8 protein-coding genes, 1 other RNA gene and 1 pseudogene are annotated in these 13,923 nt (G+C 43.6%); 6 read left to right on the top strand and 4 right to left on the bottom strand.

The window, feature by feature from the left end:
- The first annotated feature begins 402 nt into the window (after positions 1 to 402).
- A complete protein-coding gene (locus tag RTJ53_RS00915; RefSeq protein WP_312275441.1) occupies positions 403 to 1,419 on the top strand; it encodes an alpha/beta hydrolase in 1,017 nt (338 codons plus the stop codon).
- Positions 1,420 to 2,241: 822 nt separating this feature from the next.
- Here the strand turns inward: RTJ53_RS00915 and RTJ53_RS00910 are convergent.
- Positions 2,242 to 3,819 (bottom strand): annotated as a pseudogene (locus RTJ53_RS00910) (DEAD/DEAH box helicase); the annotation flags it as partial.
- Positions 3,820 to 4,377: 558 nt separating this feature from the next.
- An RNA gene (ffs, locus tag RTJ53_RS00905) (signal recognition particle sRNA small type) lies at positions 4,378 to 4,474 on the bottom strand.
- A 312-nt stretch (positions 4,475 to 4,786) separates the two neighbouring features.
- Here ffs and RTJ53_RS00900 point away from each other — a divergent pair.
- Complete coding sequence (locus RTJ53_RS00900) at positions 4,787 to 5,578, top strand: SIMPL domain-containing protein (RefSeq protein ID WP_312275440.1); 792 nt, start codon at positions 4,787 to 4,789, stop codon at positions 5,576 to 5,578.
- Between the two features lie 73 nt (positions 5,579 to 5,651).
- On the opposite strand, the gene pal is transcribed toward RTJ53_RS00900, so the two are convergent.
- On the bottom strand, positions 5,652 to 6,170 hold the full coding sequence (gene pal, locus RTJ53_RS00895) for a peptidoglycan-associated lipoprotein Pal (RefSeq protein WP_312275439.1): 519 nt from the start codon (positions 6,168 to 6,170) through the stop codon (positions 5,652 to 5,654).
- 234 nt (positions 6,171 to 6,404) lie between these two features.
- Positions 6,405 to 6,992, bottom strand: a complete 588-nt coding sequence (locus tag RTJ53_RS00890) for a DUF6231 family protein (RefSeq protein WP_312275438.1) — start codon at positions 6,990 to 6,992, stop codon at positions 6,405 to 6,407.
- Between the two features lie 216 nt (positions 6,993 to 7,208).
- Between RTJ53_RS00890 and ilvD the strand changes: the two genes are divergently transcribed.
- The 4 genes from ilvD (at position 7,209) to alaS (ending at position 13,649) form a co-directional block, all read left to right on the top strand.
- Positions 7,209 to 9,110: a dihydroxy-acid dehydratase gene (ilvD, locus tag RTJ53_RS00885; RefSeq protein ID WP_312275437.1), complete on the top strand. Its 1,902-nt coding sequence runs from the start codon at positions 7,209 to 7,211 to the stop codon at positions 9,108 to 9,110.
- Between the two features lie 37 nt (positions 9,111 to 9,147).
- Positions 9,148 to 9,804, top strand: a complete 657-nt coding sequence (locus RTJ53_RS00880; RefSeq protein ID WP_312275436.1) for a DUF262 domain-containing protein — start codon at positions 9,148 to 9,150, stop codon at positions 9,802 to 9,804.
- A 70-nt stretch (positions 9,805 to 9,874) separates the two neighbouring features.
- Entirely contained in the window at positions 9,875 to 10,798 is a 924-nt protein-coding gene (locus RTJ53_RS00875) for an HNH endonuclease family protein (RefSeq protein ID WP_312275435.1), read from the top strand.
- A 178-nt stretch (positions 10,799 to 10,976) separates the two neighbouring features.
- Positions 10,977 to 13,649, top strand: coding sequence for an alanine--tRNA ligase (alaS, locus tag RTJ53_RS00870; protein ID WP_312275434.1), 2,673 nt, complete (start codon positions 10,977 to 10,979; stop codon positions 13,647 to 13,649).
- Positions 13,650 to 13,923 lie beyond the last annotated feature (274 nt).

Raw genomic sequence — 13,923 nt, 5'->3', positions numbered from 1 at the left:
GCTAGTTAAGTTACTGGATATTAGTGTATGAGTATCAGTATCGGTGGAATGATTGGAAGAATCCAAATGCCCAATGGCATATTGTGGTTGAGAAGTCATAAGTGACCTTTTTACAGAGTAGTGCCCGTCAAAGAAATGCCTATACTAGCACTAAAGCGCGGTATTTATTGTTAAAAGAAGTTTAACCTTAAGCTGTAATTTTCAAACCAATCACGTGAATTGATGGGTATTTAAAAACCCTTCAATGCCAAATTTGGCGCCCTAGCGTGTAATATTTTTAACACATGACTATTTGCCAAAACATATCAGGATTTTTCAAAACATCACTACCCAGCCATGACGAAATTGCAGTAATATTTAGCACATTGTGGTAATTAACCTTAAAATCAATAGGATTGAATTATGCCAGAGAATTTAAAACAGCCAATGCCCGCTGCCATGCAAGCGTATTTGACACAGTTACATCAAGTGATTGTTCCGTATCTGTTAGCGCAAGGGGTTAAGCCCAATGCCATCAACGCACGTGAGGCGTTAGCCAATTTGACAACCGCATTTGTCACTGACGCACCCAATATGGCAAAAATCATCGATACGGTGCTGGTGACGCCAAGCAATTTTCGTGGTTATAACGTACCACTTAGGCTATTTGTACCGAGCAACTGCCCCATGCCAAATGAACAAGCAACGACTGACGTGCCGGTAATGGTGTATTTTCATGGCGGTGGTGGCATGGCAGGTAGCGTCACTGTGTATGATAAACTCTATAAAAAATTGGCCGAAGCGACAGGCTGTGTGGTGGTAGCGCCCGAATATCGCCTTGCACCAGAAAATCGTTACCCTGCGGCGATTGATGATGCCCACGCGATTTTAACGCATTTAACGGCGACCCTACAGCAAGTCGGTTATGCCTGTAACGGCAAGCTTATCATAGCAGGTGATAGCGCTGGCGGGGCGATTACTGCTAGCTTGGTGCAAGATTGGCTTGCCAACCGTGTGAGCACAGACTTAGCTATCACCCATCAAATTTTGATTTATGCCAGTCTAGACTACACCATGTCACAGCCCTCGATTGAGGAAAATGGCACGGGTTATTTACTGGAATCCAGCAAAATCCGCTGGTATTTTGACAATTATTTTTCAGACTATGATGACCGTGAGCTGAGCTCACCGTTTTGGACCGATATGGCTACCCTACTGCATCATTCGCCGTATCAAGCCCCAAACACACTGCACCTAACGGCTGGTTATTGCCCGCTGCGTGATGAAGATATCGGCTATCATGACGTACTAAAAGCCGCAGGCGCGCCATCCCAACTCGTCCATTTTGCGGATATGCCGCACGCGTTTTTGAATATGGAAAATCTGTGCCCTGACCAATGCAAACAACTGTATCAAACCGTTGGCGAATTTTGCCAATAACCCAATGCCCCAAAACACCTGCACAGCCGGATAAAATTTGCCCAGTCTGATAACAAGCCAAAATAATCTAGCCAATAAAAAAGCACCCAATTAGGTGCTTTTTTTACTGCTTATAACTTATAGCGGTTTGCCTGTGCTATTGCGACGGCTACGTTTTGGCGCATCCCAACCATCTTGTTTGCCCGCAGGTTTAGCGGATGGCTTGCTTGATGAGGCATAACGGTCAGACGATGACTTAAATCCTTCCGATCTTGACGATTTACCTGCAAATGGTTTATCTGATTTTTTGAAACCCTCAGATTTAAACCCGTTTGAGCGTGAATCACCAGCACGTTGACCCTCTTTTGCCGGATACGGTCTGTCGCTACGTTTTTTAAGCGGTTGACCAAAGGTTTCTTCTACGATTGGACGTGGCTTGCGAGCGCGGTCATCGCCACGAAACTCGCTAGAGCGTTCAGTCTTTTTGGCAAAAGGTTTGTCACCAAAACGGTCATTTTTTTCAAAGCGGTTAGGACGCTCGCCTTGTCGCTCACTGCTGTTACGGTCAGTGTTGTAACGTGGTTTATCACCTTGATAGCCTTTAAAGCCATCTTTGTTAAAGCTACGGTTATCATCGCGGCGACGATCTGCATACTCACCTTGGCGAGGCTCACGATTGCCTTGGCGTGAATCACGGTCAAAGTTTGGTTTGTCCGATGATTTAGCGGCGCGGTGAAAATCGCCCTGACTGTTGCCATGACGGTTATCTGAATCACGGTGACGACGCGGCGCACTAGCATCATCACGCCCAAAACGACTATCGCTGTTGCCTTGGTGACCTTTGTCAAAACGCTCGCGTTTTTCAAAACGTGCTGAACTATCGTTGCTCGCTGATTTGCCATAGCGTTCTTGGTTGTCACGTGGCTTGTCCGCAAAACGACGCTCGCTTGAAGGTCTGTCGCTTGAACCAGCAAAACGTTGTGAGCGACTGCCACGATCATCACGACCGCCACGGCTATCACTGCCGCTGCGACCACGACCGCGACCGTCACGACCATTAGGCTTACCACGACCTTCAAATTTTTCCACAAAACGCGGTTCTAAACCTTCAACTTGCGCTTCATTGATATCACGTTTTAGGTAACGGGCAATATTGCCAAATTGACGACGGTCATCGCGGCTACATAGGTTGATAGCAATACCAGTACGACCGGCACGACCTGAACGACCGATACGATGCACATAATCTTCCACTTGGCGCGGTAAATCATAGTTGAATACATGGGTAATGTTGGGTAAATCAAGACCACGTGCTGCCACGTCTGTTGCTACCACGATGTCAAATTTACCACTGCGTAGATCTGAGACGATACGATTACGCTTGCTTTGTGGCAAGTCACCATGCAGATAACAGGCTTTGTGTTCCCATTGTTGTAAGCGCTCAGCGACTTCTTCACTGCTGCGTTTGGTCGCGGTAAAGATAATCGCTTGACCACGCTCTGGGTCACAGATCAGCTGCTCTAATAATTTATTTTTGTGATCAAAGTTGTCACAGAAGTACACTTTTTCATCGATGTGTGCGGTTTCAACTTTGATGTTGATACGCTCTGGGTCTTTGGTAAAGCTTTCAGCGATTTTACCGACTGGACCATCCCATGTCGCAGATGACATGATGGTTTGGCGATGCGCGGGTGTGGCTTCCAAAATCGCATTGATGTCATCGGCAAAGCCCATGTCTAGCATACGGTCTGCTTCATCAAGTACCAACATGGTCAAATCAGAGAGATTCACACGCTGGGCATTGATATGATCTAGCAAACGACCAGGCGTCGCCACGATGATTTGTACGCCTTTTTTTAGCGCACGGATTTGACCACTGTATGCCGCACCGCCAACAAGTGGCACACTGTACAAATCTTTCATGGCTGAGCCATATTTGCGGATGCTGTCTTGTACTTGGTTGGCCAGCTCACGCGTCGGTGTCAAAATCAAGGCTTGTACGACTTTTGGCTGTTGGCGACCACGTTTACCACTTGCGGTTTTTTCTGCCGCTTTTTCTTTGGCTTGTAGCTCACTTAATTGATGCAAAATTGGTAATACAAACGCGGCGGTTTTACCACTACCTGTCTGTGCTGATAATAGCAAATCACGACCCGCTAATGCAGCAGGAATCGCGCGCGCTTGGATAGGCGTTGGTGTGGTATAACCCGTTGCGACAATACTTTTTAGTAATGAACCTGAAATACCTAGTGCAGTAAAACCATTTTCGCTAAGGTTAGCATCGTCAGTCGTTGGCGCATCTGTTGCTACAGTATCAGCCGCTACAACATCCGTTGTCGCAGTTGCTTCTGTATCATCAACTTGGGTGTTGTCAGTAGGCTGATTGCTGTTGGCTTGGCTGTGGCTAAAAAAATTATCGATTGAGTTATCAGCAAAATCTGTGGTTGAATTAAAATCAGTCATGTAAGTCCTTAAAAAATAAGTTAATCAAAGTGTCGGTGGTAACCTTGATTGAAAACACGCAACAAGCAAAAGCCCTCAAGCTGACTGCACTTTCAAAATGGATAAGCAAAATGAATAGGCAAAATTATCAGCTATCATTAATCACAAATATCGTGTTAATCGCTTTAAAGCATTGTAATCGTGTCTGTAAGACTTATTTTCACTATAAAAATAGTGACAAAACCTACTGTCAGACTTATCAAAACTTTTGAAACAGTAAAACCATCAAAAAGTTCGTATCGCGGCATTCACAAGAATGCTTAAAAAAATACAATGCTAAATATTAGGTTATCATCGGAAGATTATCAGCGCTTACAATGGCGCGCTTGATATATAGGCAGATGGATAAGCTAGATTAATTGGAAAATTGACGTTGCTCTTAGCGTATATGAGTCATTATTGGTCAGTTTTCTTTCGCAATTAAAAAACTTACCAAGTGAAATAGGCATCAAAAACACCTACTTAAAAAAGTGATAACCCCACTAGCACATCTTCGGCACACTGGCTGGCTGCTACCGTTGCTACCTTCCGGTCCTGGCGGGGTTCACAGCAGCTAGTTGCGAAGCTACCAATGGGGTTACCGAAGCGGTATTCTAGAGAATTTGGCGACTGAATGCAAACTATTTTTATCATATAGGCCAAATTTTTTTATTTATTTCCTTTTTACACACGCTAAACCATCAGCAAGCAACATTTGGGTAAATTTTTGTCGAACTTCTTACCCTTTTTCTACAATTCTTCCGCTGCAAATGTTACAAAATATTTTATAATGCCCATTCAATAATATATTGAATGAGCTAAATAGCAGTTTAATCAGCAACAGATTCATGCCACCCCATATAAACAAGCACTAGAAAAAACTAGGAAAAAAACAATAGGAAACACTATGACACACTTAAGCACCGCAACTAACAATCATCCCAATCATACAATGACCAAAGGTATTGCAGCCAGCTTGCTTGCTATGGCGACGCTATTACCTTTTACCAGTGTTTCAGCCGCCACCTACCCTGTGAACCCATCCCCTGCGAACCCATCAATGACCAATACTTTAAACTACGGCTTGCTTAACTTTGCTGCCTCAGCGAGTAAAAAAGTCAGCAATGACCAAATCAATGCCACCCTTAGCAAAACTGTGCAAAACAAATCAAGCAGTGAGGTGGCTAATCAAATTGCTACCACGTTGAACCAAGCGGTTGCCATTGCCAAAAAATACCCACAAGTGCAAGTCAGTACGGGCAATCAAGCCACCTATCCGCAATATGATAAAAACCAAAAAATCATTGGTTGGACGGGAACTGCAAGCTTGAATTTAAAAAGCACCGACACAGTTGCCGCTAGCAAATTGATTGCTGAATTGCAAAGTTTTATGACGGTTGATGGATTAGACTTTAGTGTGTCTGATGCCGCGCGCAAAGCCACCGAGCAAGAATTGATGATGGAAGCTTCCAAAAACTTCCAGCGCCAAGCGCAAACGCTGCTGCCTGTCTGGGGCGCAAAAGGCTATCAATTAGTCTCGTTGGAGTTTAGTCAAGGAGGCGATTATCGTGCACCGCGTGCGTATGGCAGTGTAATGATGCTAGAAGCCGCCAGTGCCAAAGTCGCTGACCAAAACTTCCAAGCGGGCGATAGCACCATTACAGTCACTGCCAACGGTACCGTACAACTGGTAAAATAAGCTGCTGTTAACCACAAAAAAACCTGTTGAATCAACAGGTTTTTTTGTTTGTCTTTTACTCACTAAGAAATACTTAGTAAGAAATTTCTGCACGGCGGTTTTTTGCCCATGCTGATTCGTCATGACCGGGATCGGCAGGTTGGTCTTCACCATAGCTGATGGCTTCCATACGTGAAGCTGATACCCCTGACGTTGCTAAGTAGGCCTGTGCGGCTTGGGCACGGCGCTCACCCAATGCCAAATTATATTCACGGCTACCACGCTCATCGGTGTGACCCGCAATAGCGACACGGGCACTTGGGTTGGCTTGTAAGAATTGCGCTTGTTGATTTAACACGGCTTGACCTTGAGCGTCTATTTCACTGCTATCAAAGCCGAAATACACGGCATTGGGATTTGCACCCGCGGCGGTAATGACTGACGTCGAGTTTGTTACCACAGCGCCCCCGTTATAGTAGCCTACGCCACCGGGAACGCCCATCGGTGCAACCACCACTTCAGACGTGCCATTACGTTTGGCAGAACACCCTGTTAAGGCGATGGTTGCCATCATCGCAGCAGCGCTTACTACTTTTAGCATCGTTAATTTCATAGTCTTTCCTCAAAAATTATTATTTAACGCGTTTACCTATTTTGTTACTTTTCGATAGAGTAAATCAATCTCGCGCTTTTTGTAAACAGTGTTACTGTAAATTTTAGCCAACTTTTTCTCAAAGTTCTCAAAGCAGTTTAATTTTTAGATTAAACAAGTAGCTTAAAAAAATTTACCGCTTATAAGATAAGTGATAACAACACAAACTGTCTAAAACAGTGATGTCTAAAACCGCTACCAGCGAAATTTATTCCATAGTTCAGGGTTTGCCCAAAACTTGCTATTAAACCAATCTGGCAAATGTTTATAGTCAAACAGATTAAATTGCCATACTTGGTAGCTTGTTGTATGGTGATCTTGGTCATTTTCCACAATCGGCTGCTCATGTAATCGGCTAAAACCAAAGCTCACCACATCAACACCTGTTGCCGGCTGGGATAAGTTTTGCACCACCAAACAATGCTTGGCAAACAAGTCGCGACAGCGCTGAATGATTTGGGTATCGATAGCGCTATCGCTTGATAATATTATCACTGCCAAGTCATAGCGCTTGGCAAACCGATGCGCGATAAACTCTTGATAATCAAACGCTTCCCACTTCACGGCTTGATTAATAGCTTCATCAATGGCTTGAATTTGGGTAAAAACCGACAGCGTGTCATTACCAATAATCAGCCCGGTGAATGGTTGATTTGTTGATGCGGCATTTTTATCTTTGCTTGAATCGTGTTTGCTCAAATCATGTTTGCTTAAACTATCTTTACTTAGAAATGCCAGACTTTGTCGGACGACATCCGTAATGCTTAAGGTGGGATTGGTCAAAATAAAATCCTTTTGATGAGTTTTTATTAGATACTGTTGATAGATACGGTTGAATGATAGCCGTGATATAGCCATGATAAGGGTGGCTAATATGCCATTCTTTAAAACCAATTATAACTATCTATCATGAGCCATGACTAGCCCTTTTGGTCGAGACAGAGTACACTAAGTGCTAAATTTATCACTTGTATTGACTGTTAGAAATAAGGAACAACCATGCCACAATATCGCTCAAAAACCTCCACGTCTGGCCGCAATATGGCGGGTGCACGCGCACTTTGGCGTGCAACAGGTATGACAGATGAGGACTTTAACAAACCGATTATCGCGATTGCCAACTCGTTTACCCAGTTTGTACCCGGTCACGTACACCTAAAAGACTTGGGTCAGTTGGTTGCCCTCGAGATTGAAGCGGCAGGTGGTGTTGCCAAAGAATTTAACACCATTGCGGTGGATGATGGTATTGCCATGGGTCACTTGGGTATGCTCTATAGCTTGCCAAGCCGTGATTTAATTGCTGATAGCGTGGAGTATATGGTCAATGCTCACTGCGCCGATGCGCTAGTTTGTATCTCCAACTGCGACAAAATCACCCCTGGTATGCTGATGGCAGCGATGCGCCTTAATATCCCAACGATTTTTGTGTCGGGCGGTCCAATGGAAGCGGGCAAAGTATTGGCATCCACGTTGGGCGATGGACATACCACCCATGAAACCGTGATGAATGAATTGGGTGAAAAAATTCGCAAACTTGACTTAGTCGACGCCATGATTGATGCAGCAGATGACTTGATTAGTGACGAAGATGTGGCACAAACTGAGCGCTCTGCTTGCCCAACTTGTGGCTCATGCTCAGGTATGTTCACAGCCAACTCGATGAACTGTTTGACCGAAGCCTTAGGCTTATCCCTGCCTGGTAATGGCTCGTTACTTGCCACTCACGCCAAACGTAAAGATTTATTCTTAGAAGCAGGTCGCCGTATCGTGGCACTTGCCAAACGTTATTATGAGCAAGATGACGCCAGCGTATTGCCACGCTCAATTGCGACCAAAGCAGCATTTGAAAACGCCATGAGCCTTGATATCGCCATGGGCGGCTCAACCAACACGATTTTACATTTGCTTGCCGCTGCCCATGAAGCCCAAGTAGATTTTAAAATGGCGGATATTGACCGTCTAAGCCGCGGTGTGCCTTGTCTATCGAAAGTTGCCCCTGCGACACAAAAATATCATATGGAAGACGTGCACCGCGCTGGGGGTGTGATGGCAATTTTAGCCGAGCTTGATCGCGCAAACCTGCTACAAACCGATGTTCCCACCGTTCATAGTGCTTCACTCAAAGCAGCGCTTAGCCAATGGGATATCATGAATCCTGATAATACCGAGGCACGTGAGCGTTATATTGCAGCCCCAGGTGGGGTACGCACCACGCAAGCCTTTAGCCAAAACAATGCGTGGTCCAATCTTGATGTCAACCGCGAATCTGGCTGTATCCGCAGCAAAGAATTTGCCTACTCACAAGACGGCGGTTTGGCGGTATTGTTTGGTAATATCGCTGAACGTGGCTGTGTCGTCAAAACAGCGGGCGTGGATGACAGCATCCTAAAATTTACTGGTCGTGCCCGTGTTTTTGAGAGCCAAGATGACGCCGTCGCAGCGATTTTGGCAGACCAAATTGTCGCAGGTGACATCGTGGTGATTCGCTATGAAGGTCCAAAAGGCGGTCCTGGTATGCAAGAGATGTTGTATCCGACCTCTTACCTAAAATCAAAAGGTCTGGGTAAAGCCTGTGCGCTACTCACCGATGGTCGTTTTTCAGGGGGTACGTCGGGTTTATCCATCGGTCACGTCAGCCCAGAAGCCGCTGAAGGTGGTACCATCGGTCTGGTCAATGAAGGCGATACCATCGAGATTGATATCCCTAATCGCTCGATTCATTTGGCGGTTGATTTTGCCGAACTGGAAAAACGCCGAGAGGCGATGGTGAGCCGTGGCAACCAAGCTTGGAAACCTGTCAATCGTGAGCGCCAAGTTTCAGCCGCCTTGCGGGCGTATGCAGCGATGACTACTAGCGCGGATACCGGCGCGGTGCGTGATGTCAGTCAAGTAGAGAAATAATATCTATCTTTCAATTAATAAATACCAGGAACTCTAAATGTCTCAAGTCCAACAATTAAATATCAATTTGGATGGAATTGGCTCGGTTATCAAGTCAAAGAAATTCAGAGTTCCTGCTTATCAACGATCCTATGCTTGGGAAACAGATCATGTTGATGCACTTTTAAATGATATCAGAGATGCCTTAACTAACAAAGAAAAAGAGTATTTCCTTGGTTCAATAGTTCTTACTTCAAGTAGCAATGGTAGATTTGAAGTTATTGATGGTCAACAAAGACTCACAACGGTGAGTCTAATAATTTCTGCAATAAAAAATATTTTCAGAAGTTTTGAAGATAATGAAGCAGTTATATCAATTCAACAAGATTTTCTTTCTAAAACAGATAGAAGAACAAAGGAAAAAGAATCAAAGATTATTCTTAATGAGACAGATAATGATATTTATCAGCAAATGATTGATGATATCTATGACTATTCGGATAAGAAAAAAATTAGACGAATGTCTCACAAACGATTAATTGAATGCTATGAATTTTGTTACCAATATTTAAGTGATTTATGTGATAAAAGTAGAGATGCAGAAGATTTATTGCATTCTTGGCTCGATTATATTGAAGAAAATTTAAAAATTATTGTAGTAACAGCACCAGACGATAGCAATGCTTTCGTAATCTTTGAAACCTTGAATATCTGACTTAGTAAAAAACTATTTATTCCATAGATCAGGAGATAAATTAGAAGAAGCTAAAAATAGATGGTTATCAATGGTTGCAGTTTTAGAAAGTAGTGCAGATGATCCATTAATAGTTACTTACATAAGACATTTTACTATGTCGAAATATGGTTTGATACGTGAAAAAGAGCTATTTAATTTTTTGAAGAAAAAAATATCAACCAAAAATCTTGCATTAAAGTTCTCTAATGAATTATATGAGAATGTTCAGGCTTATTCTGCATTAATAAATATTGACCATGAATTTTGGTCTAAGTTTGAAATCAGCGTTAAGACTTCCATAGAAACCTTAAATTTATTAGGAATGACTCAAATTAGACCTCTCTTAATTGCAATTCTAAATAATTTCGAAAATAAACAAATTACCTTAAGCTTTAAAAAATTGGTATCAATAGCCGTAAGATACCAAATAGTAGGAGGTGTAGGTGGTGGTTCTTTGGAAAAACTCTATTCTGACACAGCTAAGCAAATTACTGAAAAATCTATAGAGAATACGAAGGAATTATTGTTAGCTTTTAAAAACGTACCTAGCGATGTAGCATTTAGGGATGGCTTTGCAATAGCTAGTGTATCTAAACAAAGAATTGCCAGATATTATTTAAGAGAGTTAGAAAAAGCCAATGCTCAAGATAGTCAAGTCATTGTAAACTCTGATGTTCTAGCTGTTAATTCAGAACATGTCTTACCACAAAACACCAATGAATATTGGGATAGTATCTTTAATGCAGATGAACAACGCTCCTATACAAATAGACTAGGAAATATAGCTCTATTGTCTTCCACAGCCAATAGTTCCATAGGCAACGAAAATTTCAAGTCTAAAAAAATTATTTTTGCCTCTTCACCTTTTTATTTTACAAAAATAATTTCTGACGAAGAAAATTGGAATAAAGATTCGATAGAGAAACGTCAAAGAATGATGGCTGATGTTGCAGTTAAACATTGGAGTATTTAGAAAAAAATACTATATATTATTGGATTAATGGTCTTTCTACAATCTTATACTTTACTCCTTTTAACCTACAAGATATCAAAACAATATCAACACTAAAGAAGTTCTGCTAAAATACAATGTTTACATTTTTTTGATAATATATGCCAAATTTAATTTTGAAAACTCTTAAGGAGCCGCTGTGAGCCGTCCGTTTTCTTCAGCCGATATACGTCAAGCTTTTATCAATTATTTTGCCGAAAATGGTCATACCCCAGTGGCATCATCGAGCCTAGTCCCACACAATGACCCTACCCTGCTATTCACCAATGCCGGTATGAACCAATTTAAAGATGTGTTCTTAGGGATAGACAAACGCGATTATAAACGTGCGGTATCGTCGCAAAAATGTGTGCGCGCAGGCGGTAAACACAATGACCTTGACAATGTCGGCTATACCGCGCGTCACCATACGTTTTTTGAGATGCTCGGCAACTTTTCGTTTGGCGATTATTTTAAACAACAAGCCATCCCATTTTGTTGGGAGTTTTTGACATCGGATGAGTGGCTTGGATTACCCAAAGATAAACTTTATGTGACAGTGTATCACACCGATGATGAGGCCTTTGATATTTGGCATAACGTGGTGGGCTTGCCTGCCGAACGTATCATCCGCATTGGTGATAATAAAGGCGGTGAATACCAATCGGATAACTTTTGGGCAATGGGTGACACAGGTCCTTGTGGTCCTTGTACCGAAGTATTTTATGACCACGGCGAGCATATTTGGGGCGGTCTGCCAGGTACGCCTGAAGAAGACGGCGACCGTTTTGTCGAGATTTGGAACAACGTCTTTATGCAGTTTAACCGCCAAAAAGACGGCACTCTTGAAAAACTGCCTGCGCCGAGTGTCGATACCGGGATGGGTTTAGAGCGTATTAGTGCCATCATGCAAGGCGTGCATAGCAACTATGAAATCGATATGTTTACCCATCTCATGCAGCACGCGGCGCAAGTAATCGGCTTGCCAAACGATATCGACTTACAGTCTGAGCCATCACTCAAAGTGCTTGCTGACCATATCCGCTCCGTCTCTTTCTTAATTGCAGATGGCGTATTGCCAAGCAATGAAGGTCGTGGTTATGTGCTGCGTCGTATCATCCGCCGCGCGGTTCGTCATGGCAACAAATTAGGCGCTAATGACAACTTCTTTTATAAGCTCGTCGCGCCACTGGCTCAAATCATGGGCGATGCCTACCCACAGCTTCGGGAACAACAAGCCAACATTGAGCAAGCCATCTTAAAAGAAGAAGAGCAATTTGCCAAAACCTTATCACAAGGTCTCAAACTGCTATCCCAAGAATTAGATAGCTTAAAATCTGGCGATACTTTATCGGGTGCAACAGTGTTTAAACTGTATGACACGTATGGTTTCCCTGCCGATTTGACGGCCGACATCGTGCGCGAACGCGACATCAGCATTGATGAAGTCGGTTTTGAACAAGGCATGGCGCAGCAACGCGCCCGCGCCCGTGAAGCAGGTAAATTTGGCGTTGATTATAACCAATTAATTCAAGTTGACAGTGCCACTGAATTTTTGGGGTATGACAAAGCAGAACACAGCAGCACTATCACCCACTTATACCTTGAGGGCAAATCTGCTGAACAATTGCAGGAAGGCGATGAAGGGGTCATCGTATTAGCGGCAACGCCTTTTTATGCTGAAGGCGGTGGTCAAGCGGGTGAATTGGGTGACATCCAAACCGAAACCGGCGTATTTGAAGTTCAAGACACCAAAAAATCTGGTCAAGCCATCATCCATCATGGCGTGGTCAAAATGGGTAGTATCCGTCAAGGTCAGTCAAGCGAAGCACGCGTGGCAAGCCAAGTACGCGCCATGAGTGCCAAGAACCACTCCGCCACTCACCTACTGCACGCTGCCCTTCGTGAGCATCTTGGTACAGGCGTCACCCAAAAAGGGTCATTGGTCAATAGCGAGGTGTTGCGTTTTGATTTCTCGTATGACAAAGCCTTGACTGAGCAAGACATCATCACCATTGAAAACATCGTCAACCAACAAATCCTTGCCAACCAACCTGCCACTGTAGAAATGCTTAGCATGACGCAAGCGCAAGATAAAGGCGCGATGGCACTGTTTGGTGAAAAATATGGAGACACGGTTCGCGTATTGTCGATGGGTACAGTAGATAAAGACGGCAAGCCTTTTTCAATCGAGCTATGCGGTGGTCTGCATGTACAACGCACGGGTGATATCGGCTTATTCAAAATTATTAGTGAGCAAGGTATCGCGGCAGGCATTCGCCGTATCGAAGCGGTGACAGGCATGGGCGCAGTCAAATATGTGCAGCAAGGCGAAAAACAGCTCAATCAACTTGCCAGTCAGCTCAAAGCGAAGCGCGACGAAATCGCCGACCGTGTCAATCAAATGACCGACAAAACACGCGACCTTGAAAAACAGCTTGAGCGTTTGCAGCAAAAATTGGCCAGCAGCCAAGCTAAAGACTTAATCAACAACGTGCAAGACCTCAATGGACAAAAAGTGCTGATTGCAAGCTTACAAGGCATGGATGGTAAAGCATTACGCACGATTGCCGATGACATGAAATCAAAATTGCATGATGGCATCGTGGTGCTCGCTGGTGTGGCTGACGATAAAATTGCCCTGACTGCCAGTGTCGGCAAAGACTTAACGAGCAAAATCAAAGCGGGCGATATCATCAAACACTTAAGCGAGCAGCTTGGCGGTAAAGGAGGCGGTAAACCCGACTTTGCCCAAGGCGGCGCAACTGATGTGGCAGGATTGCCAGCCGTATTAGAGGCACTACCAAATTGGTTGGCTGAGCGACTTGCCTAATTAAAACTATCCCTAAAAAAACGCCGAATGACTTATTCGGCTTTTTTTATGGGATTATTTTTTTTATGCAGCTATATTTATGCGGCTATATAAAGCATGAGTTTAATTAGGCTTAATCAAAGCGCCATTTACTTTAGCCAAACATTCGGTATCATAAAGCCTAAACCACATTGTGTATAATCGTCTCTATAATCACATCTAGCATCTTATCAACCAACGAAGCTTTAAATTACGCTTCTTATAGCTTTAAATCACGCCTAGCGCTTTAAAACAC

The sequence above is a fragment of the Moraxella sp. CTOTU46711 genome (assembly GCF_031975715.1).
Classification (GTDB): Bacteria; Pseudomonadota; Gammaproteobacteria; order Pseudomonadales; family Moraxellaceae; genus Faucicola.
This window is presented reverse-complemented; position numbering and strand designations above follow the sequence as displayed.